Genomic DNA, 19,711 nt, shown 5'->3' with positions numbered 1-19,711 from the left:
CGACACACGGGACAGGCTCGTGCGGATGGTGCTGCTCAACCTCAGCGGTGTGGGCTATCTGCTCTTCGGCACCCATGCGGGCCACGCGCCGACGACCCTGCAGTGGTGCTTCGCGGTGGCGGCGTTCGCCGTGGCGCTGCTGCTCCACCGTCGGCCGCTGGTCAACCTGATGGCGCAGGCAGCGCTGTTGGCGATCGCGATCCCCCTGCTCGACGACGTCATGATCAACCAGGTGGGCGCCAGTTGGGCCTTGTTCGAGGTGACCATGCAGGCGCGTCGCAGTGGCACCATCTGGCTGGCCGGGGCGGTGCTGTCCGTGGTCGACCTGACGGATTCGATCGGAGATCCCATCGGTCGGTTCACCTCCGGCGTCTTCGGGCTGATCGTGGAGGTCGGCGTACCCCTGCTGCTCGGTCTGGTCATCCACGCCAACCGCGAGCTCAGTCGACAGGCGGTCGAGCGGGCTGCGGCGGAGCAGCGTCGGCAGGAGTCGGAGAGCCGTGCCGCGCGCGCCGACGAGCGCAGCGCCATCGCCCGCGAGCTGCACGACGTGGTCGCGCATCATGTGGCGTCGATGGTGCTGCGGATCGGCGTGGCCCGGCACGTCCTCACCGACCTGGACCCTCGGGTCGACGAGGTCTTCGACGACGTGCACGGCACGGGGACGGCGGCCCTGGCGGAGATGCGCCGGCTGGTCGCGGTGCTGCGCGACCCCGACGGGGTACGCGGTGACGCGGCGCTGACCGCGATCGAGCCGTCGGCGCTGCCGGCGGCACTCGGCGCGGCGGTCGACCGGGCCCGTCAGGCCGGCATCACCGTGGAGGCCGACATCGACCCGGCGGTCGGCTCGCTGGACGCGGTACGCGGCCTCGCGGTGCTACGACTGACTCAGGAGGCACTGACCAACGTGGCCAAGCACGCGGGCACGGCCGCGCTGGCGCGCCTGACGGTCTCGGTGGTCGACGGAGCCGTCCACTGGGAGGTCTCGGACAGCGGCAACGGGTCGGCGCTGACCGCGCTGCCGTCCGGCGGCGGGCACGGCATCACGGGGATGCGGGAACGCGTCGACGTCCTCGGCGGTCGGCTGGAGGCTGGGCCGACCGGCTCGGGTTGGCGCGTCCGTACCGTCCTCCCGGCCGTGCTCCCCCCGCCCGCCGCCGGGTCGGTGCGCCGCGCACACGCGCCCTCGGTCGCGGCACCCGAACCGGAGCTGGCGTGATCCGCGTCCTGCTGGTCGACGACCAGCAGCTCATCCGCGCTGGTCTGCGCATGCTCTGCGACGCCCAGCCCGACATCGAGGTCGTCGGCGAGGCCGACCACGGCCGCGACGCGATCCTCCTCGCCGCACGGCTGATGCCCGATGTCGTCGTCATGGACCTGCGGATGCCGGGCGTCGACGGCATCACCGCGACCAGCCGCGTCCTCGCCGACCGGCCGGCCACTCGCGTCCTGGTGCTGACCACGTTCGGCGACGACGATCACCTCTATCCGGCCCTGACCGCCGGGGCGTGCGGGTTCCTGCTCAAGGACGCACCGCCCGCCGACCTGCTGGACGGCATTCGCCGGGCCGCTGCGGGCGACAGCCCGTTCAGCCAGGAGGTGTTGCAGCGCCTGGTGCAGCGCGCGGTGCAGGCTCGTACCGAGACGCCACCGCCGGCCCAGGGTCTGACCGTACGCGAGCAGGACGTGTTGCACCTTGTCGCCGAGGGCCTGTCCAACACCGAGATCGCCGATCGGTTGCACATCGGCGTCACCACGGTCAAGACCCACATCACCAGCCTGATGGCCAAGACCAACAGCCCCAATCGGGTACGCCTGGCGCTGTTCGCCCACGGCGCGTGAGGCGGGCCTAGCGCTCCCAGGAGCCTCCCCGGTAGAGGGTGCCGCGGCCACCCGGGTCGGGCACGCCGCGCGCCGGATCGCCCTGCGCGCCGCGGTCGGCCGGCTCGGGGTTGCGGGCGGCCCGCCGCGCCCGCAGCACGCGGGACCCGACGAACCAGGCGACGGCCGCGACGCAGACCACGATCACCACGTTCTGGAGTACGCCGACATAGCCCTCGACGAGGTGCCAGTTGTCACCGAGCAGGTAGCCGGCGAGCACGAACGTGGTGTTCCAGATCAGGCTGCCCAGCGTGGTGTAGAGCAGGAAGGTGGTCACCGGCATCCGTTCCACCCCCGCCGGGATGGAGATCAGGCTCCGGAAGATCGGGATCATCCGGCCGAAGAAGACCGCCTTCACACCGTGCCGCAGGAACCACGCCTCCGTGCGGTCCACGTCGCTGAGCTTCACCAGCGGCAGTCGGGCCACGATGGCACGCATCCGGTCCCGGCCCAGCGACGCTCCGATCAGGTAGAGCGCCAGCGCGCCCACCACCGAGCCCAGGGTGGTCCAGAAGATCGCACCGATCAGGCTGATCCGGCCCTGTGCGGCGACGAAGCCGGCGAGCGGCAGGATCACCTCGCTGGGGATCGGCGGGAACAGATTCTCCAGCGCGACCGCCAAGCCCGCGCCCGGCCCGCCGAGCCGTTCCACCAGGTCACTGACGTAGCCGACGATTCCGCCCTGGGGCGGTTCGGCTGCGGCGGTGGGGGTTCCGGTGGCGAGCAGGGCGTGCGACGTTCGAATCATGGCCCCACGCTACGAAGTGAATCTGAGAGACAACCAAGAGATCGACCGTACGCCGCTGCGGCTCGCGGTCGCGCAGCCACTGTGCGTACCCCTGGACGTCGCGGCGAACGCGCGGGCGCACGCCGCCGCCGTCCGCGCGGCGCGCACCCGGGTGGTGCTCTTTCCGGAACTGTCCCTGACGGGGTACGAGTTGGACGCGCCGGTCGTGCCGGTCGACGATCCTCGGTTGGCGCCACTGGTCGAGGCGTGCGCCGAGACGGGCACGCTGGCGCTGGCCGGTGCTCCCGTCGCCGGTGACCACATCGCGACGCTGGCCGTGACCGGCGCGGGCGTGTCCGTGGCGTACCGGAAGATGTTCCTGGGCGACGCGGAGGCCCGCCGGTTCCGGCCGGGTGACGCGCCGGCCGTGCTCGACGTGGACGGGTGGCGGGTGGGGCTGGCCGTCTGCAAGGACACCGGGGTCGCCGCGCACGCGGCGCAGACCGCCGCGCTCGGGATGGACGTCTACGCGGCGGCGGTGCTGGAGTCGGCGCTCGACGCCGCGGTGCCCGACCAGCGGGCTCGCCGGATCGCCCTCGCGCACCGGGTCTGGGTCGCGGTGGCGAGCTTCGCGGGGTCGACCGGCGGCGGCTACACCGAGGCGGCCGGACGGTCCGCGATCTGGACGCCGCAGGGCGAGGTGTGTGCCCGCGCGGGCACGGAGCCCGGCGTTACTCGCACCGCTACTGTGACCAGATGATCTCCGGACGCCTGGCGCAGGTGCGACGCTATCCGGTGAAGTCGCTGCTGGGAGAGCGGCTGCCCGCCGCCGAGGTGGGCGAGAGCGGCGTCGCCGGTGACCGCGTGCTGGCCCTGGTGGACGAGGCCACCGGCCGGGTGGCCAGCGCGAAGCAACCCCACCGGTGGCGCGGGTTGCTCACCCTGCGAGCGACCGGCACGGCACCCGAATCGGCGCGGATCACCCTGCCCGACGGCCGGGAGTTCTCCACCGCCGATCCCGACATCGACGTGACGCTGTCCGCGGCGGTGGGCCGCCCGGTGACGCTGGTCGACGCCGTACCGGCCGACGCCACACTGCTGCGGTCCCACCCGGACGCGGTGCTGGCCGCCGGACTGGCGGACGAGGTTGCGGCGGACGAGAGCAGGCTCGGATCGGCGGCCCCCGGCACCTTCTTCGACTTCGCCCCGATCCACCTGGTCACCACGGCCACCCTGGACCGGATCGCCGCCGACCTGCCGCCCGGGGCCGGCACGGTGCAGCGCTACCGACCCAACCTGGTGCTCGACACCGCCGAGGACGCCTTCGCCGAGAACGGCTGGGTGGGCCGGGAGCTGCGGATCGGCCCGGACCTGGTGCTCGCCGTGCTCGCACCGACGCCGCGCTGCGCCGTGTCGACGCTGGTGCACGGCCCGCTACCCCGGGCGGTCGAGGCTCTGCGGGTGCCCGCTCGGCTGAATCGGGTCGAGCCGCTGCCGGGCATGGGTCCGCAGCCGTGTGTCGGGGCGTACGCCCGGGTGGTCCGCGCCGGCCGTGTGGCGGAGGGCGACCGCGTCTCGGTCTGCTGACGTCCGGCCCCCGGGTGTCGGGTGAGCCGGGCATGATCGGCCCATGAGTACGCTTCCTCCCCGACTGTCCGTGGTCACGCTGGGTGCTCGCGACATTGCCGCGTTGCGCTCGTTCTACCGTTCGTTGGGCTGGCACGAGCTGCCCGGCAGCGACGGTGGCTGGACGGCGTTCCTGCTCGGTGGCGTCTTGCTCGCGTTGTACCCGTTGCCGGAGCTGGCCGCCGAGGCGGCACCCGATGTGCCTCCACCGGCCGGTGGCTGGTCCGGCATCACGCTGGCGTGCAACGTGGACAGCCGCGAGCAGGTCGACACGGCGTTCGCCGGGGCCGTCGCGGCAGGTGCGACGGTCGTGGCCGAGCCGACCGACCGGTCCTGGGGCGGGCGCTCGGCCTACATCGCCGACCCGGAGGGCAACCGCTGGGAGATCGCGTGGGCGGGCTCGGCCGTCTTCGACGACCGAGGCGCCCTAGTCTCGTTCTTGTGACTAGACGTATACGCCTATAGGGTGAGGCGGTGCCGTTGAACGCATCGCAGAACAGCCTGGTGCTGCCGCTGCTCGGGCTCCTCGTCGAGCAGCCGTCCCACGCATACGACCTCACGACGCGCCTGGTCGCCCGGTACGGGCAGGTGTCGGCCACCCGAAGCACGGTCACGTCCCTGCTGAAGTCGCTGGAGAGGGCCGGTCTGGTCACCGCCCGCGTCCCCGAGCGGTCGGGTAACCGGCCACCCCGCACGGCCTACGAGTTGACCGAGGCGGGCGTGGCCGACTTCCGCCGGAGGGTCGAGGTGGGGCTGCGTGACAGCCAGGCCGCCTCCCTGGACTTCGTCATGGCCGTCGCCTACGTGGGGATCCTCCCCGCCGAGCAGGCGGTGTCCACGCTGGACGCCCGCGCCGACCGGATCGGTCGGGAACTGGTCGCTCTCGAGGGCCAACCGGACGGCGTACTCGAGGTGCACATGCTCGAGGTCGCCTACTGGCGCACCATCGTCGCCACCGAGACGACCTGGATCAGGCAGCTTGCGTCGCGGATCCGCGCGCACGACATCGAGTGGCCAGGCACGCAGCCCGACGAGCCGGAGAGGGGCGAGGCGTGAAGTTCGGCATCTACCCGGGCGGCCGCGCGGGCACGGTCTGCTCGCACCCGTCGGACCAGACGGCGGTCCGGGATCTCGTCGACGACCTCGCGGGCGGGCGTCCCTTCGTCGTCCGCGAGTACGTCCACTTCTTCGGCGACGCGACCCCGTCCGAGGTCGTGACGTCGCTCGGCGCCAACCACGAGCTCGTCCATCTCACGATGCCCGACGAGTGGTACGTCGAGGGCGGCCGGGAGCTGGACCTCGTGGTGAGCTACATCCCGCAGGTCGCGGACGTCGCCGGGTGGCTGACCTTCCTCGACACCGTCATCGATCGGTACGGCCATCTGACGCGCTACCTCCAGGTGACGCTCGAGCCCAACTTCGCCATCCCGTTCATCGACGGCAGCTCCCCCGGCGTCCTCGAAGCGCTGACCCGCGGCGTGCCGCACACTCGCGCCGCACTGGACCGACGGGGCCTCCACGACGTACGCATCGGCTTCTCCGTCGCCGAACCACCCGAGTGGCTGGGCGGCGACGACGACTTCTGGCGGCACCTGTCCGCCATCCCCCCGCAGGACTTCGCGGCCCACCTCGACTACGTCGGCCTGGGCCTGTACCCCGACGCCTTCGCACCCGTCGCCCCGCGCGGCACACCGGGGGACGTCGCGTCCCTCACCGCCCACGCCCTGCAGCACCTGCGGGACGACTCTCTGCCCCGCGCCCACATCCCCGCCAGCATCCCGATCCACGTCGTGGAGAACGGCACCCCGAGCGGATCACCGCGCACCGAACAGGCCCAGTGCGACTCGCTGACCGACATGCTCCGCACGATCCTCGCCTGCCGAGAGTCCCTGAACATCACCCAGTACGAGTTGTTCAGCCTCCGCGACGCGGACAGCGGCTCCGACCAGCCGACCGGGACGCTGGGCATCGTCACCGACACCTACCGGCCCAAGCCGGCCCTGGCCCTCTATCGCGAGATCGTCCAACGCACCGTTGACGGTGACCCTTCCGAGCAACGCCATGGGCCGCGGACACTACGATCCAGCTCATCGGTCAACCAGTGAAGCGGAGTGTCGCCAATGGATGCCGGACTGACCGCGATGACAGTGGCCGCCGTCGGCGTCGTCGGCACCCTGCTCTCCCCCGTCCTGGCGCAACGATCCGTCGCTCGGGCGAGCAGGCTCGCTGCCGAGATGGACCGCGAACTCCGCCGGGATGAACGGGACGCCGCCAACCAGCGCTCGAAGATCGAGGAACGGCGGACGGAGTACACAGCGCTCAACGCGTTGGCCCGAACGTGCCGGAACGAGGTCAAGGCCTGCGCCCGCCGTCACCCCGCCTCGCGCCCGGAAGACCTGACGGCCGTCCGGGACGCGTGGCTCTCCTACCAGGATCGGTACGACAGCGCCCAGATGATCCTGCCGGACGAGGTGCTCGAGCTGGCCTCGACGGTGAACAGGCTGCTCGCTCAGGGCTACCGCCAGCTCCAGACGCTGGCCTCCACAGGGGCGCCGACTCCGGAGGCGATCGTCGAATTCTGCAATGGCCCAATCCTCGACAAGCTCGCAGAGATGCGACAGGCCATGCGGGAGGATCTCGGCGTGAGCCGATCGTCCGAGGCCCCTAGGCAGAGGATCGTCGGCGTCGAGGCGTAGCGGATCTCAAGATTTCCTCAGTACTCACGCTGTTGTGCGGGGAAAGCCGTTTCGGTTGCGATCATCAATGCCACGACAGTTGGGCGCGAGGCGCCACAAAGCGTTTCGGAAACCTGAGGAGAACTGTGTGCGAAAGACGCCAAAGAAGTCGTTAGGTCTCCTCCTGGCCGCCGGCGCGGTGACAGGGGCGTTGGTCGCTCCGGGCACTGCCTCCGCAGCTACCTGTGGAGTCACCGTGAGCTACGGCCAGTGGAAGCACATTTCCGGCACCGCGACCTGGAACCGTTCGTGGAACTGGACCTTCAAGAACTGCAGCTACAACGTCGTCAAGCGCAAGGCCGTCGTCAACAACGGGCCGGACAGTTCCTGCAGGTCGATAGCGTACGGCGTCACCTCCACCTACAAGGCAACAGAGACCAACACGTTGGGCGTCCGCACCAATCAGTACTCGAGCACCCCCGCCTGTTAGAAACGAGCAGGGATTCCGGTGGTGGTCACCTCGGTGGCCACCACCATTCCCATGCCCATCGGGCACCCGCGTCGTGCATAGGTCGGGCATGATCTGGGCGTGATCCTGTTGGTTCCCGCAGACCCCCTCCGGCCACGCCGCCCGGACGAGCATTTCGCGCCGGAGGCGGCAGCCGCTCGTGCCGCCGGGCTCGACGTGGCGGTGGTCGACCACGACGCGGTGGCGCGAGGCGGTGATGTGCGTCGGGCGGTCGCTTCGGTCTCCGGAAGCGGCGCGGCGATATACCGGGGCTGGATGCTGAGCGGTGGGCGGTACACCGCCTTGGCCGAAGCACTCGCCGCGCGCGGTGTGGTGCTGCGGACAAGTGCTGAGCAGTACCGGCGGGCGCATGAGCTACCCGGCTGGTACGCCGCTCTGGAATCGGTCACGCCGCCGTCGGCGTGGACCGTAGGCCCGGCCCGGACGGACTTCGACCGGGCACGCGCGCAATTGGGTACGGGACCAGCGGTGCTGCGCGACTACACCAAGTCGATGAAGCACTACTGGGACGAGGCCGCGTTCATCCCCGACCTCTGCGACGGTGAGTTCGCGTGGAAAGTGGCGACCCGTTTTCTGGAGCTGCGCGAGGACGACTTCGCCGGCGGGTTCGTGTTGCGTCGCTTCGAGCAGTTCACGTCCGCCGAGGTGCGCACCTGGTGGGTCGACGGTGTGTGCATCCTGGTCGGCCCCCATCCGGACACCCCGGACGACGCCCCGCCCGTCGAGGTGGACCTGACGTCGGTCGTCCCACTGATCGCGGGTCTGGGCCTGCCGTTCGTGACCGTGGACCTCGCGCTGCGCACCGACGGGGTGTGGCGGGTCATCGAGCTCGGGGACGGTCAGGTCAGCGACCGGCCCGCCAGCGTTGAGCCACAGGCGATGATCGCTGCCCTGCTTCCCGGAAGCCCCTGATCGAGGACGGTGCCCGCAGCGCTAGGCCGTGGTCGACGCCGTCGGCGCGGTCGGATACCCGATGGCGTCGATGTCGTCGTGCAGCCCGGCCACGGTCGCCTCCGGGTTGAGGGCCTGCACGACAGCGTCGGTGAGCGGACGGTGCGCGACGACATGCTCGACGGCGGCCCGGTCCACCGCGATCTCGTAGTACTCCTCGGCGAACTCGACGTACCGGTCGACGATGTCGTCGAGCAGGATTTCGAGCAGGTCGGAGCCGTCCGGGGCGCTGCCGACGCCGGACACTCCGTGAGGCGGGGGGAAGGTGATGCCCTCGCCGGCGTGCCAACGGTCGTCACTGGGAAGCCGCCACAGTACGGCGGTCGCGAGGAACCGTCCCTCCTCGTCGCCGAACGCTGGCTCCTCGACCTGCGGGCCGAACACCGCCGGGATGCCGTCGAGCAGTCCGGGCCACAACTCGCGGTCCGGATCGTCGTACGGCGTCATCGCCGACTCGTGGTCGAACAGTCGGATGAACGCGCCGTCGACGGTGAACACGATCGCCCACTCGTCACCGCTGCCGTTGGTCATCAGTGCCGCCTCCGCGTCGCCCCAGTCGCGGACGTAGGCGTAGTAGGGCTCGCCGCCGTCGACGATCGACTCCAGCACGGCGAGTGCCTTGCAGCGGTCCCGCAGCGCCTCGACAGAGGGCAGTTTGGCGGCGATGTCGTACGCGGTCACGCGGTGAACCTACGCCAAGTCGACGGGCCGAAATTGGTGGGTGCCCGCCTGCGCAGACCGTTATCGTCGCCCCATGCTCGAGCTGATCGCGCCCACCGTCCGCCTGCACACCGCCTGGTTGGAGGCGCATGCCGAGTGGGGGCCGGGCGTCCACCAGGACGGTGCCGGGCTGCGGCCGTCCGACGACGTGGAGTCGACTGCCGGGTTCGCGACCTGGGTGGCTCGACTGGCCGACGAATCTGATCCGGCGAAGCCGGTACATGCCGACTGGGTGCACTGCACGTACCGATGGATCGTGGAGGACGGCCGGATGCTCGGTGCGATCGCGCTGCGGCACGACCTCAACGACTTCCTGCTGGAGGCCGGCGGCCACATCGGCTACGGCATTCGGCCGTCGGCGCGTCGGCGTGGGCTCGCCACCTGGGCGTTGGGCCGGACGCTCGACGAGGCACGGGCGCTCGGCCTGGGACAGGTGCTGATCACCTGCAACGTGGACAATGTCGCCTCGGCCAGGACGATCGAACACCACGGAGGGGTTCTCGAAGACGTCCGGGACACCGAGTTGGGCCTCCTGCGGCGCTACTGGATCACGTTGTAGCCGCGCTCACACCCCGTTGGTGTCGTTGAAGCGGCGCAGGGTCCAGCGGGCCGGCGGCCACGTGGTCGTGTCGTCCTCGGTGGTCCATTCGGTGATCGACGCCGGTGCCACGTCCAGGTCGAACGCCCGAAAGAGGGGCTGGGCGCCGAGCGCGTGGAAGGCGCTCTCCACGGTTTCGGAGTGCCCGACCAGCACCACGGTGCTGCCCCGGTGCCGCTGCGCGATCTCCGTGATCGCGCGGCTGACCCGGATCAGCAACTCGGCCCAGCTCTCGTTGCCCTGCTCGAACGGCCGGTACACGCCCCCTCCCGGCGCGGCGTGCTCGGCCTGGAAGCGGGCGGTCGGGAGGCCGTCGGCGTACGGCGGCGTGTGCCAGGTGCACAGGCCGCAGTCGGCGACCGGGCGGACACCGAAGGCATCGGCGATCGGTTGTGCGGTCTCGACGGCCCGGCGCAGCACCGACGAGTAGACCGCCTCCGGACGGTCGGCCGCGAAGCGGACGGCTAGCCGACCCGCCAGCTTGCGTGCCTGGTCCCGGCCCAGGTCGGTCAGGCCCCGGCAGCCGTGTGGGCCGCCCACGAACCCCTCGACCTGATGAACAGACTCGCCATGTCGTACGAAGACCAGCCGTGTCCGCATCGGAACATCATGCCAGCGCGACTGACGGCTCAGTCAGCGGTCGGTGCGGTCGTCCGAAAAAGCATCGGACTGGCGGAGCAGCGCGTCGAGCTGGGCGGCCGTCTGCGCCGGCAGCCGACGCCGGTCCGCCAATTCGGCGATGCGTTCCCGCAGGTCGGCGACGCGCTTGGCGCGATCCCTCGAACGGCGGGTCGCGTCGGCCAGGTCGTCGCGCAGGTCCTCGGCGGTCTTCCGGTCGACGGTGCCACGCGACTGCGCCTCGGCGAGCACCGCGGCGAACTCGCTGGTCAACTGCCGCAGGCTGACCGGCACCTGTTGACCGACGGTCGGGGGCACCGCGCTGCTGTTGGCGGGCGCCGGCGGGGAGGACGGTGCTGCGGGTGTCGGCGACTGCCTGGACGGTGACGGCGTCGGGGCGGTGGTCGGTGACGGGCCGGCGACCTGCGAGGAGTCGGGCGAGTAGAGGCCCTGGGCGAGCAGCGCGCCGACGCCGATCAGCGCCGCCAGGCCGGCCGCGACCAGCACGGCGAGGGGTCGCCGCGACCGGTGACGACGTGGTACGGGGCGCTCCGGTGTGAGCGACGGGCGGGCGGCCGAGCGGTCGATCAGGGTCGGCGGGTGGGCCGCGTGGGCGGGCGGCAGGATGCGCAGCAGCTCGGTGGGCGGCTCGACCGGCTGGCCCGCGCCGAAGCGGGTGGCCAGCTGCGCCGCCGTCGGCCGACGGGCCGGGTCGGCGGCCAGGCAGGCGATGGTCAGTTCGGCGATATCGGCCGGCAGGCCGGACACCCGCAGCGGCTCCACCGGGGTGCCCCGTCGGTGCACCTCCAGCGCGTCCTCCCAGCTCTGCACGGGCAGCGGCGCCCGGCCGGTGAGCGTGCGGTAGAGCAGCGCGCCGAGGGCGTACACGTCGCTGGCCGGGTTGGGCGGCCCGGCGGCCAGCCGCTCCGGGGCGAAGTAGGCCGGCGTACCCATCAGCGGCTCGCCGGTCTCCCCGGCGAGCGGGTGATGCGGGCCACCGAGCGCGGCGATACCGAAGTCGAGCACCTTGGCGCCGGTGTCGGTGAGCATGACGTTGCCCGGCTTGACGTCGCGGTGCACGACGCCGATCCGGTGGGCGGCGGCCAGCGCGGCGGCGATCTGGCCGGCCACCCGGACCGCCTCCGGCCAGGGCAGGGGCCCGTTGCGCAGCCGGTCAGCCAGGTTGTGCCCCTCGACCAGCTCCATCACCAGGTATGGGACCACCGCGCCGCCGGCCAGGGTCGCCTCGGCGTAGTCGTACACCTGGGTGACGTGCGGGTGGGTCAGCCGGGCGGCCGCGCGGGCCTCGCGCTGGATGGTGGCCCGCAGCTGTGGGTCGGCGGCGAGCTGCCCGGCGAGCACCTTGACCGCGACCGGGCGACCGAGCACCTCGTCGTCGGCCCGCCAGACCTCGGACATGCCACCGAGACCGATCCGCTCGTGCAGTACGTAGCGGTCGTGGAGACGGAGAGTGGGGGTGAACGGAGACATGGCCTACCCAGTTTGCCTGGCCGATCCCGTACCGACCACCCGCGCCGCCCGGTCCGGGCCCACTCCTCCCCTGCGTACCGAAATGGCCGGTCGTGCAGGTGACGGGGGCCCGGACACCGGGCTGCGCCGGCGGTCGGCCCGGCCCGGCGGTTCGGTCAGGAGCAGCGGGTGGCGGTGGGCAGTGGTCGAGGCTGGATCCGGTCGGCGAGGCGGCGCAGGATGCCGGCGGTGGCCTGCCGGGTCGGGTTGAGCAGCGCAGGGCGGACCCGCTCGACCTGGACCGGAGCGTCCGGTCGGGCCGAGTTGACGTGTCGGTTCACCGCGTCGAGGGCGGCGAGGTAACCGGTCGAATGTTCCATGGTCAACTCCTCGGGACAGGTCCGGTGGAAGCCCGGACGACGAGTGCGGTGGGCAGCAGCACATGACCGGCCGCGACGTCCGCTGGCGGGTCGAGCAACAGCTCGGCGGCGATCCGGCCCTTCTCTTCGGCGGGTTGCCGGACGGTGGTGAGGCCGGCCACAGCGGCCTCGGGGATGTCGTCGAAGCCGGTCACCGAGATCGGCGGGCGGTCGCCGGCCGGCCTCTCGGCCAGCGCGTCCAGGACGCCGAGGGCGAGCACGTCGGAGCCGGCCAGCACGGCAGTGGGCGGCGCGGGCCGGTCGAACAGCCCGGCGACGGCCGCGGCTCCGGCCTGACGGCTGTTGCCCGGGGCGTTGAGCAGGATCAACTCGGCCCAGTCGACGCCGACCTCGGCGAACGCGTCGGCGAACCCGGCGAGCCGGCCGTGGGTGGTCGGGTGGGGCACCTGGCCGACGCCGGACAGGGTGAGCGGGCCGGCCGGCGCGTCGGGCAGCACGGAGTCGGCGAGCAGGGCGACCCGGCGGTGACCGAGACCGGCGACGTGCGCGGCGACACCGCGGGCCGCGGCCCGCTCGTCGATGCCGACGAACCGCTCGTCGGGGCCGGCGTCGTCGCGGGCCGCCGTGCTGACGTAGGGCAGACCGCGGTCCCGGATCACCTCCAGCGCCCATTCCTCGTCGGCGACGCAGTAGACGCAGAAGCCGTCGACGGCGGCATTCTCCACCGCCCGCCGAGCGTCGGTCGCTCCCTGTGGCAGCGGCACCAGCAGCATGCTGGTGCCGTGCCGCTCGGCCGCGGCGCCCACGCCGGCGAGGAAGCGGACCGCGAACGGGTCGGTGAAGGCGTACGACAGTTGCGAGGTGAACAGGACCCCGATCGAGCCGACGAAACCACGGCGCAGTGAGCGGGCGGTCGGGTTGGGGCCGGGGTAGCCGAGCTGCCGGGCGGCGTCCAGGATCCGGCCGCGCAGCGCGGCGGAGAGCTGGTCGGGGCGGCTGTAGGCGTTGGACACGGTGCTGCGAGAGACGCCCACGGCGTCCGCCACAGCTTGCAGGGTCGGCTTCATCCGCACCTCTCTGCATCGATTCAGACTGGATCGATACAGAGACTAGCCGGACAGCTCGGCGTCGGTCAATGCCAATGCTGAAGAGTGCCGCCCGGCCTCGACGAACGGATCAGGGCAGGCGGGCGACCGCGCCGTACATGCTCACCTCGACCACCGAGGGACGCGGCTGCGGCTCGCCCTCGGCCCGCCACTCGGCGACCGAGGTGATGCCCGGCTCGACCACGTCGAGATCCGCGAAGAAGCCGGTGAACTCGGCCCGGGTGCGCAGGTTGATCAGGCCGTGCGGGCTACCGCCCTTGGCCGCCACCTTCGCCTCCGCGGCGACCTCTGGAGGCAGGTAGTCGTGCGTGGCGTGCGAGGCGGCCAGGTAACTGCCCGCCGGCAGCGCGTCGAGCAGCTTGCGCACCAGCGCGTACGGGTCGTCGCCGTCGGGCACGAAGTGCAGGACCGCCACCAACATGAGCGCGACCGGCTGAGACAGGTCGAGGGTGCGCAGCAGGTCCGGGTGGGTGAGGATCTGCTCCGGGTCGCGCAGGTCGGCGTCGATGTAGGAGGTGGCGCCCTCCGGCGAGCTGGTCAGCAGCGCCCGGGCGTGCGCCAGCACGATGGGGTCGTTGTCGACATAGACCACCCGGGACTCCGGTGCGACGGCCTGGGCGACCTCGTGGGTGTTGTCGGCGGTCGGGATGCCCGTGCCGATGTCGAGGAACTGCCGAATGCCGGCCTCGCGGGCCAGGTAGCCCACGGCCCGCTGGAGGAAGCGACGATTCTCCAGGGCCGCCGTGCGGATGGTCGGGAAGGCTGCCGCCATCGCGTCGCCGGACTCCCGGTCGGCCTGGAAGTTGTCCTTGCCGCCCAGCCAGTAGTTGTAGCGGCGGGCCGGGTGCGGGACCGACGAGTCGATCCGATCACTCGGGGAGCTGGCCGTCGAGCCCGGAGCGTCGGTGGTCAAGGCTGCCTCCACGAGCGTGCGTCCACAGTCGTCAGTCGTGGACCATGCTAAGGCCACGCCGGCCCGGGGCGTTGCCCCGAGGTGGGCCCGTCAGGCGTAGAGGTCGTCCAGGATCCGACCGAGGATCTCCGGCGTACGCTCCGGCGGCTCGGCCTCGACGCAGAGCCGTTCCATGGCCACCGCGTAATAATCCAGGTCGTCGCGCTTGTCGAGGTAGATCGCGCTGGTGAGCTGTTCGATGTAGACGATGTCGGGCAGCTCCTGATCGCCGAAACGCAGGATCGTGAACGCTCCACCGGCGGCGGCGTGGCCACCGGCGGCGAACGGGATGACCTGGAGCCGGATCGTCGCCGACTTCGTCGCCTCGATGAGCGCGGTCAGTTGGCCGCGCATCACCTCGACACCGCCGATCGGGCGGCGCAGCACGGCCTCGTCCACCACGGCCCAGAGCAGCGGCGGGTGCTGGCGGTGGAGCAGTTGCTGACGCTGCATCCGCAGGGCGACCCGACGGTCGATCTCGGCCGGGTCGGCCGCGCCGTGCCCGAGCAGCACGACGGCGCGGGCGTACTCCCGGGTCTGCAAGAGGCCGGGGACGAACTGCACCTCGTAGCTGCGGATCAGCGCGGCCGCGGCCTCCAGGCCCAGGTAGGACTGGAACCAACTGGGCAACACGTCGCCGTACCGGTGCCACCAGCCGGGGCTGTTGGCGTCCCGGGCGAGCTTGAGCAGCGCGTCACGCTCCTGCTCCTCGGTGACGCCGTAGAGCGTGAGCAGGTCCGCGACATCGCGTTCCTTGAAGCCGACCCGGCCCAGCTCCATGCGGCTGATCTTGGACTCGGAGGCGCGGATCTCCCAGCCGGCGCCCTCCCGGGTCACCCCACTGGACTCCCGCAGGCGGCGCAGTTGGGCGCCGAGCAGCATGCGCAGCACGGTGGGCCCGGTTGTCGGGCCGCCCTCGGCGGGAACCATCGTCACGTGCGGACCTCCGGATACCGACCCCTGGTGGTCGGGTGCCCCACCCGACCGACGCGTAAGCATGCCATGGACCGACAGTGAGGTGAACTCCTCCGCGCGGGTTATTCAGTCCCGTCGGCGGGACATTCCTCCGGCAACGCTCAGTTGATGAGGTGGTCGAAGTCGCCGTCGCGCGCGCCGAGCACGAAGGCGGTGATCTCGTCCACTGTGTAGATCAACGCCGGACCCTCCGGGTGCCGCGAGTTGCGGACCGCGATACCGGCGCCGCCGGGCAGCTCGGCGAGCTCCACGCAGTTGCCGCTGGGGTTGCTGCGACGACTTTTCTGCCAGCTCAACGGGGGCAGCTCATGGATCGGAACGCCATTCGGTGGCGGCTGCATGAGGGCGTCCTTCTGTTCACGAACCCGCCGGTGTCCCCAGGAGGAGCGGTGACGGCGAGGGGTGCGGTATCGATATCGGCCAGTGCTGCACGTGCATTTGCTATTGCATCTGCACCGCACGTCGAGCATGATAACGCACGTGCACGGTACCCATCCGTTCACGTTGCGTTACCCCGAATGGGGCAACCATCAGGCAAAACTGGGCCCGACGCGGCGTGCGCGCCGCGCCGGCCGAAGGCTGGAGGCGGTGACGGCGATGGGAGGGCTCGTGCCAGATCCGATGAGCGTCGCCTCCGGCATCTGCGCCGCGGGCGCGCTGCTCTCGGGCTGGCAACTGCGCCGCCGAGCGGTCCGCGCCGAGGCCGAGATCGGTCACCTCCAGGCCGAGCTCGCCGCCGAGCGGCACGCCGCCAGTCACGACCCTCTCACCGGGCTGCCCAACCGGCGCGCCTTCTACCGCCTCGCGGCCACCCTGCTCACCGACGCGGCGGGGCAGCCGCTGATCGCCGTCGTGCTCGACCTCGACGACTTCAAGCAGATCAACGACCGGTACGGGCATGCCGCCGGCGACAAGGTTCTGATCAGTGTGGCCGAGCGGCTGGCCGGTTTCGCCGGTGACAACCTTGTCGCTCGCCTCGGCGGGGACGAGTTCGCCGGGCTGCTCGCCAGCCCGACCATCGACCGGCGCTGGATCGAGCACGCCACCCGGCGGCTCAGCGAAACCGTCGCCTCCCCCATTCCGCTGGGCGGGCGCAGCGTCCGGGTGACCGCCTCCGTCGGGCTCGCCCCGGTGACCGGGCCGGGCCAGCTCACCGAGGCACTCGGCCGCGCCGACGCGGCCATGTACCAGGCCAAGAGTCTGGGCACCGCCCGATCGCCCCGCCAGTTGGTCGACAGCGCCGGCCTGGCGGAGTACTGAGCGCGCCTCAGCCGTCGAGACCCCGTAGCGCCACGTCGGCGAGGGTGACCAGGCCGACCGGCGACACCAGCCCCCGCACGATCCGTGCCGCCCGGACCCGGTCGGCCGCGGCCGCGCCGGTGTCCAACGCCTGGCGGGTCCAGTCGCTGAGGTCATCGAGCGCGCGGACCGCGAGGAACCAGGCCAGACGGGCCGGGTCGACGTCGACCTGCCCGTAGCCGGCGAGGGCGGCCCGCTGCTGCTCGGCGGTGATCGGCGCGAAGGCGAGCACCCCGCCGAGGAGGAACATCAGGTCACACTCGGGTGGGGCGAGCACCGCGTCGTCCCAGTCGATCAGCCAGACCTGCCCGTTCGGGCCCAACAGCAGGTTGCCCAGGTGCGGGTCGCCGTGGCAGACCACCACCGGCCCGGCCCACAGGCGCTCGTCGGTTGCCAGGCGCTCCACCTGACGAGTCAGCAGGGCCACCGCGTCGGTCACCGCGGACCAGGCCGCCGCCAGCTCGGCGACGAGCGGACCGGCCGGGTCGGCCGGGGCCGGGTCGCGCAGCCGCTCGGCCAACGCGCGGGTCGCCGCCACGATCGACGGGTACGCGGCACCGCCCGGTGGCAGCAGCCCTGCCAACTCCTCGGACACCGGCAGCGCGTGGACGGCGGCCAGCACCTCGCCGTACGCGCGCCAGTGCGCGTCGGTCATCGGGCCGTCGAGCGCCCGCTCGTCGGAGACCCACGGCACCACCGAGAGTCGACGGCCGTCACGGTCGCCGGACAACCGCCCGTCCTGCGTACACAGCGGAGCGGGGACGCCGGGCACCCCCTGCCCGGCCAGGTACGCCGTGACGACCAACCCGGCCGGAGTGCCGCCGCCACTCAGCTTCACCGCGTAACGGGTGCCATCGGCGGTCTGCCCGAGCCACAGTCGGGCGTGCTGGTCGGCGCCGTGGGTCACCTCGTCCAGCGTGGTCAGATCGAGGCCGAAGTCGACACGGACCCACCGAACCACCTGCGACGGCATGTCCCGGAGCATCACGACACCGTGCCAGTGGGTAGGTGTACGCCTCAACGGTTTTTCGGCGGGCCGGGCGCCACCGTGCGCGGCGCCCGGCCCACCGGGTCAGCGCAGTGTGGCCAGGTGCCGGTCCAGCGCGGCGTACGACTCGGCGGCGCCCTGCGCCATGCCGGAGTCGGCCATGCCGTCGCGCTGCTCGGTGGTGTCGAAACGGGTGGTGCCGGTGACGGTGGTGCGGCCGTCGTGCTCGGTGAAGACCAGCGTCTCCACGGCCACCTGGCCCGGCATGCCCTCGAACTCGAAGGTCTGCACGATCCGCTCCGGCACGACGATCTCCCGGAACTCGCCGCGGAAGGCGTAGTCGTTGCCGTCGTCGGCGTGCTCGACGTAGCGGTAGTGGCCGCCCTCCCGGAAGTCGATCTCGACGTCCAGCGGGTTGCCCCGACCCCACCAGTGCTTGAGGTGCTCGGCCCGGGTGTGCGCGGCGTAGACCAGCTCGCGCGGGGCGGCGAAGGACCGGGTCATGGTGATTTCCCGGTCGGACGGGAGGTCGACGACGAGGTCGCGGGGGTTGCTCATGGCTGTTTTCCCTTCAGGTCGCGTAGGTAGTCGTCCAACGTGTCGTAACGGTCGTCCCAGAGCCGTCGGTACTGGTCGACCCATTCGGCGACCGTGCGCAGCGGCGCCGGCTCGAGACGGCACCGACGCCACTGCGCCTCACGGGTCCGCACCACCAGCCCGGCCCGCTCCAGCACGTTGAGGTGCTTGGAGATCGCCTGCAGGCTGATCGGGAACGGCTCCGCCAGCTCGTTGACCGTCGCCTCGCCAGCCGCCAGCCGGGCCAGGATGGCCCGCCGGGTCGGATCGGCGAGTGCGGCGAACACGGTGCTGACCGGATCTGCTGTCATCAGTAGCTCTCAACCATCTGGCTTATCAACCGATAGGTTGAATATACAGCCCACGGTGCCTGCGTCAAGCGAGTCGGGTCGAAGGCCGTCAGGTGTCGCACGGTGGTGTGGGGGTATGGAAGCCCGGTCAGTCCCGAACAGCGCCGGAGAGGAACCACCGTGGCGAGCATCAGGGCCCTCGTGCTCAACTGCACCCTCAAGCCGTCGCCGGCCCCGTCCAGCTCCGAGCAGCTCGCTCGGGAGGTGCTCGCCGAACTGGCCGAACAGGGCGTGGACGGCGAACTGGTCCGGGTGGTCGACCACGACGTGCGGTTCGGGGTGTCGACGGACGAGGGCGGTGGGGACGGGTGGCCGGCGATCCGCGCCAAGCTGCTGGCAGCCCAGATCCTCATCATCGCCACGCCGATCTGGCTCGGTCAGCCGTCCAGCGTGTGCAAGATGGTCCTCGAACGCCTCGACGCCGAACTCTCCGAGACCGATGCCGAGGGCCGGCTCCTCACCTACGGCAAGGTCGCCGGCGTCGCCGTCGTCGGCAACGAGGACGGCGCGCACCACACCGTCGGCCAAGTGCAGCAGGCACTCAGCGAGGTCGGGTTCACCCTCGCCGCCGCCGGTGCCACCTACTGGGTGGGCGAGGCGCTGCACACACTGGACTACCGGGACGCCGGCCCGAAGCCCGACACCACCGGCCGCACCACGAAGGCGCTGGCGCTCAACAGCGCGCACCTGGCACGGCTGCTCGCCGAGCAGCCGTACCCGCCACCGGACGCGCGGAGCGCCGCCGTCGGGCCCAGCCGCGAATGACCGGTTCGGCAGCTCAGCGCGACGGTCAGCGCCAGCCGTAGCCGGTGCGCAGCGCCTGCCCGATACGGTCGAACCGGGGCCGGTCCAGGACCGCGCCCTCGCGGCGGATGCTGTCCTCGCGCATGGTGAGCACCCGGTCCAGACGGACCCAGCTCGGCCGGTTGTCCCGGTCCCACTCGCCGGGCCCGAGCGCGAACCAGTGCCGCTGCCCCTGGCGCTCGCTCTGGCTCGACAGCATCAGCCCGAACAGAGTCCGGCTGTGCCGCCCCACGACCAGCACCGGGCGGTCCTTGCCCTGCCGGGGGTCGTCCTCGTACGGCACCCAGGTCCAGACGATCTCCCCCGGGTCGGCTTGGCCGTCCTTCTCCGGAGCGTAGGTCAACTCCCGCCGCTGCAACGCGCTCACCTGGCGGCGTCGCGCCACCTGCGCCGGGCTCGGCCCGGATCGCCGGGGCGACGGGATCACCGCGCCCACTCGGGAGATGCGTGCCGCCACGTTCCTCAACAGACCAGCCACGGCGGGCA

At 71.7% G+C, this 19,711-nt stretch carries 26 protein-coding genes; 13 read left to right on the top strand and 13 right to left on the bottom strand.

Features of this window, described 5'->3' with window-relative positions:
* The first annotated feature begins 25 nt into the window (after window positions 1-25).
* Window positions 26-1,219, top strand: a complete 1,194-nt coding sequence (locus V6V47_RS15735; RefSeq protein ID WP_334628954.1) for a sensor histidine kinase — start codon at window positions 26-28, stop codon at window positions 1,217-1,219.
* Window positions 1,216-1,842 carry a response regulator transcription factor gene (locus V6V47_RS15730; RefSeq protein WP_334628953.1) on the top strand — a complete coding sequence of 209 codons (627 nt, stop codon included), beginning with the start codon at window positions 1,216-1,218 and terminating at the stop codon, window positions 1,840-1,842. Before V6V47_RS15735 ends, V6V47_RS15730 begins: the two co-directional genes overlap by 4 nt.
* A 7-nt stretch (window positions 1,843-1,849) precedes the next feature.
* Here the strand turns inward: V6V47_RS15730 and V6V47_RS15725 are convergent, their stop codons facing one another.
* Window positions 1,850-2,629 (bottom strand): DedA family protein, encoded by a 780-nt coding sequence (locus V6V47_RS15725; RefSeq protein ID WP_334628952.1) that lies wholly within the window; start codon window positions 2,627-2,629, stop codon window positions 1,850-1,852.
* Window positions 2,630-2,645: 16 nt separating this feature from the next.
* On the opposite strand from V6V47_RS15725, the gene V6V47_RS15720 reads away from it, so the two are divergent.
* The 8 genes from V6V47_RS15720 (at window position 2,646) to V6V47_RS15685 (ending at window position 8,350) form a co-directional block, all read left to right on the top strand.
* A complete protein-coding gene (locus V6V47_RS15720; protein ID WP_334628951.1) occupies window positions 2,646-3,368 on the top strand; it encodes a carbon-nitrogen hydrolase family protein in 723 nt (240 codons plus the stop codon).
* Window positions 3,365-4,195: an MOSC domain-containing protein gene (locus V6V47_RS15715; protein WP_334628950.1), complete on the top strand. Its 831-nt coding sequence runs from the start codon at window positions 3,365-3,367 to the stop codon at window positions 4,193-4,195. Before V6V47_RS15720 ends, V6V47_RS15715 begins: the two co-directional genes overlap by 4 nt.
* A gap of 43 nt (window positions 4,196-4,238) precedes the next feature.
* Window positions 4,239-4,679, top strand: coding sequence for a VOC family protein (locus tag V6V47_RS15710; RefSeq protein ID WP_334628949.1), 441 nt, complete (start codon window positions 4,239-4,241; stop codon window positions 4,677-4,679).
* 29 nt (window positions 4,680-4,708) lie between these two features.
* The gene (locus V6V47_RS15705; RefSeq protein ID WP_334628948.1) at window positions 4,709-5,290 is read left to right on the top strand and encodes a PadR family transcriptional regulator; all 582 of its coding nucleotides are present in this window, start codon (window positions 4,709-4,711) and stop codon (window positions 5,288-5,290) included.
* Window positions 5,287-6,339: a hypothetical protein gene (locus V6V47_RS15700; protein ID WP_334628947.1), complete on the top strand. Its 1,053-nt coding sequence runs from the start codon at window positions 5,287-5,289 to the stop codon at window positions 6,337-6,339. Before V6V47_RS15705 ends, V6V47_RS15700 begins: the two co-directional genes overlap by 4 nt.
* 15 nt (window positions 6,340-6,354) lie before the next feature.
* On the top strand, window positions 6,355-6,930 hold the full coding sequence (locus V6V47_RS15695) for a hypothetical protein (RefSeq protein ID WP_334628946.1): 576 nt from the start codon (window positions 6,355-6,357) through the stop codon (window positions 6,928-6,930).
* Between the two features lie 235 nt (window positions 6,931-7,165).
* Window positions 7,166-7,399, top strand: a complete 234-nt coding sequence (locus V6V47_RS15690; RefSeq protein WP_334628945.1) for a hypothetical protein — start codon at window positions 7,166-7,168, stop codon at window positions 7,397-7,399.
* A 99-nt stretch (window positions 7,400-7,498) separates the two neighbouring features.
* Complete coding sequence (locus V6V47_RS15685; protein WP_334628944.1) at window positions 7,499-8,350, top strand: ATP-grasp domain-containing protein; 852 nt, start codon at window positions 7,499-7,501, stop codon at window positions 8,348-8,350.
* Window positions 8,351-8,371: 21 nt separating this feature from the next.
* Here the strand turns inward: V6V47_RS15685 and V6V47_RS15680 are convergent, their stop codons facing one another.
* Window positions 8,372-9,070 carry a hypothetical protein gene (locus V6V47_RS15680; protein ID WP_334628943.1) on the bottom strand — a complete coding sequence of 233 codons (699 nt, stop codon included), beginning with the start codon at window positions 9,068-9,070 and terminating at the stop codon, window positions 8,372-8,374.
* 73 nt (window positions 9,071-9,143) lie between these two features.
* Here V6V47_RS15680 and V6V47_RS15675 point away from each other — a divergent pair, with 73 nt between their 5' ends.
* Window positions 9,144-9,668 (top strand): GNAT family N-acetyltransferase, encoded by a 525-nt coding sequence (locus V6V47_RS15675; RefSeq protein WP_334628942.1) that lies wholly within the window; start codon window positions 9,144-9,146, stop codon window positions 9,666-9,668.
* 6 nt (window positions 9,669-9,674) lie between these two features.
* Here the strand turns inward: V6V47_RS15675 and V6V47_RS15670 are convergent, their stop codons facing one another.
* The 7 genes from V6V47_RS15670 to V6V47_RS15640 all read right to left on the bottom strand — a co-directional run bounded on the left by V6V47_RS15670 (window position 9,675) and on the right by V6V47_RS15640 (window position 15,549).
* A complete protein-coding gene (locus V6V47_RS15670) occupies window positions 9,675-10,307 on the bottom strand; it encodes a histidine phosphatase family protein (RefSeq protein ID WP_334628941.1) in 633 nt (210 codons plus the stop codon).
* Between the two features lie 33 nt (window positions 10,308-10,340).
* Window positions 10,341-11,816, bottom strand: a complete 1,476-nt coding sequence (locus tag V6V47_RS15665) for a protein kinase domain-containing protein (RefSeq protein WP_334628940.1) — start codon at window positions 11,814-11,816, stop codon at window positions 10,341-10,343.
* Window positions 11,817-11,971: 155 nt separating this feature from the next.
* A complete protein-coding gene (locus V6V47_RS15660; protein WP_334628939.1) occupies window positions 11,972-12,175 on the bottom strand; it encodes a hypothetical protein in 204 nt (67 codons plus the stop codon).
* A gap of 2 nt (window positions 12,176-12,177) precedes the next feature.
* Window positions 12,178-13,242, bottom strand: coding sequence for a LacI family DNA-binding transcriptional regulator (locus V6V47_RS15655; protein ID WP_334628938.1), 1,065 nt, complete (start codon window positions 13,240-13,242; stop codon window positions 12,178-12,180).
* A gap of 109 nt (window positions 13,243-13,351) precedes the next feature.
* On the bottom strand, window positions 13,352-14,194 hold the full coding sequence (locus V6V47_RS15650; RefSeq protein ID WP_334628937.1) for an SAM-dependent methyltransferase: 843 nt from the start codon (window positions 14,192-14,194) through the stop codon (window positions 13,352-13,354).
* A gap of 90 nt (window positions 14,195-14,284) precedes the next feature.
* Window positions 14,285-15,169 carry a helix-turn-helix domain-containing protein gene (locus V6V47_RS15645; protein ID WP_334628936.1) on the bottom strand — a complete coding sequence of 295 codons (885 nt, stop codon included), beginning with the start codon at window positions 15,167-15,169 and terminating at the stop codon, window positions 14,285-14,287.
* A gap of 140 nt (window positions 15,170-15,309) precedes the next feature.
* Complete coding sequence (locus tag V6V47_RS15640; protein ID WP_334628935.1) at window positions 15,310-15,549, bottom strand: DUF397 domain-containing protein; 240 nt, start codon at window positions 15,547-15,549, stop codon at window positions 15,310-15,312.
* Between the two features lie 268 nt (window positions 15,550-15,817).
* On the opposite strand from V6V47_RS15640, the gene V6V47_RS15635 reads away from it, so the two are divergent.
* Window positions 15,818-16,468: a GGDEF domain-containing protein gene (locus V6V47_RS15635; RefSeq protein WP_334628934.1), complete on the top strand. Its 651-nt coding sequence runs from the start codon at window positions 15,818-15,820 to the stop codon at window positions 16,466-16,468.
* 7 nt (window positions 16,469-16,475) lie between these two features.
* Here the strand turns inward: V6V47_RS15635 and V6V47_RS15630 are convergent, their stop codons facing one another.
* From V6V47_RS15630 to V6V47_RS15620, 3 genes are all read right to left on the bottom strand, one after another.
* The gene (locus V6V47_RS15630; RefSeq protein WP_334628933.1) at window positions 16,476-17,492 is read right to left on the bottom strand and encodes a phosphotransferase enzyme family protein; all 1,017 of its coding nucleotides are present in this window, start codon (window positions 17,490-17,492) and stop codon (window positions 16,476-16,478) included.
* A gap of 87 nt (window positions 17,493-17,579) precedes the next feature.
* Complete coding sequence (locus V6V47_RS15625) at window positions 17,580-18,053, bottom strand: SRPBCC family protein (protein ID WP_334628932.1); 474 nt, start codon at window positions 18,051-18,053, stop codon at window positions 17,580-17,582.
* Entirely contained in the window at window positions 18,050-18,382 is a 333-nt protein-coding gene (locus tag V6V47_RS15620) for an ArsR/SmtB family transcription factor (RefSeq protein WP_334628931.1), read from the bottom strand. The genes V6V47_RS15625 and V6V47_RS15620 overlap by 4 nt, the downstream gene beginning before the upstream one ends.
* Before the next feature lie 159 nt (window positions 18,383-18,541).
* Here V6V47_RS15620 and V6V47_RS15615 point away from each other — a divergent pair, with 159 nt between their 5' ends.
* Window positions 18,542-19,186, top strand: a complete 645-nt coding sequence (locus tag V6V47_RS15615; protein WP_334628930.1) for a flavodoxin family protein — start codon at window positions 18,542-18,544, stop codon at window positions 19,184-19,186.
* Between the two features lie 25 nt (window positions 19,187-19,211).
* On the opposite strand, the gene V6V47_RS15610 is transcribed toward V6V47_RS15615, so the two are convergent.
* Window positions 19,212-19,703 (bottom strand): type II toxin-antitoxin system PemK/MazF family toxin, encoded by a 492-nt coding sequence (locus tag V6V47_RS15610; RefSeq protein ID WP_334628929.1) that lies wholly within the window; start codon window positions 19,701-19,703, stop codon window positions 19,212-19,214.
* Window positions 19,704-19,711 lie beyond the last annotated feature (8 nt).

This window comes from Micromonospora sp. CPCC 205539 (assembly GCF_036906815.1).
Lineage (GTDB): Bacteria > Actinomycetota > Actinomycetes > Mycobacteriales > Micromonosporaceae > Micromonospora.
Note: the sequence above shows the minus strand (reverse complement) of the source record. Positions and strands in the feature narration are given on the sequence as shown.

Excerpts from the sequence above, each read along its gene's own strand:
- V6V47_RS15660 (WP_334628939.1), bottom strand. The coding sequence starts at position 12,175 with ATGGAACATTCGACCGGTTACCTCGCCGCCCTCGACGCGGTGAACCGA.
- V6V47_RS15670 (WP_334628941.1), bottom strand. The coding sequence starts at position 10,307 with ATGCGGACACGGCTGGTCTTCGTACGACATGGCGAGTCTGTTCATCAG.
- V6V47_RS15725 (WP_334628952.1), bottom strand. The coding sequence starts at position 2,629 with ATGATTCGAACGTCGCACGCCCTGCTCGCCACCGGAACCCCCACCGCC.
- V6V47_RS15695 (WP_334628946.1), top strand. The coding sequence starts at position 6,355 with ATGGATGCCGGACTGACCGCGATGACAGTGGCCGCCGTCGGCGTCGTC.
- V6V47_RS15630 (WP_334628933.1), bottom strand. The coding sequence starts at position 17,492 with ATGCTCCGGGACATGCCGTCGCAGGTGGTTCGGTGGGTCCGTGTCGAC.
- V6V47_RS15715 (WP_334628950.1), top strand. The coding sequence starts at position 3,365 with ATGATCTCCGGACGCCTGGCGCAGGTGCGACGCTATCCGGTGAAGTCG.
- V6V47_RS15655 (WP_334628938.1), bottom strand. The coding sequence starts at position 13,242 with ATGAAGCCGACCCTGCAAGCTGTGGCGGACGCCGTGGGCGTCTCTCGC.
- V6V47_RS15675 (WP_334628942.1), top strand. The coding sequence starts at position 9,144 with ATGCTCGAGCTGATCGCGCCCACCGTCCGCCTGCACACCGCCTGGTTG.
- V6V47_RS15665 (WP_334628940.1), bottom strand. The coding sequence starts at position 11,816 with ATGTCTCCGTTCACCCCCACTCTCCGTCTCCACGACCGCTACGTACTG.
- V6V47_RS15640 (WP_334628935.1), bottom strand. The coding sequence starts at position 15,549 with ATGCAGCCGCCACCGAATGGCGTTCCGATCCATGAGCTGCCCCCGTTG.
- V6V47_RS15735 (WP_334628954.1), top strand. The coding sequence starts at position 26 with ATGGTGCTGCTCAACCTCAGCGGTGTGGGCTATCTGCTCTTCGGCACC.
- V6V47_RS15620 (WP_334628931.1), bottom strand. The coding sequence starts at position 18,382 with ATGACAGCAGATCCGGTCAGCACCGTGTTCGCCGCACTCGCCGATCCG.
- V6V47_RS15625 (WP_334628932.1), bottom strand. The coding sequence starts at position 18,053 with ATGAGCAACCCCCGCGACCTCGTCGTCGACCTCCCGTCCGACCGGGAA.
- V6V47_RS15710 (WP_334628949.1), top strand. The coding sequence starts at position 4,239 with ATGAGTACGCTTCCTCCCCGACTGTCCGTGGTCACGCTGGGTGCTCGC.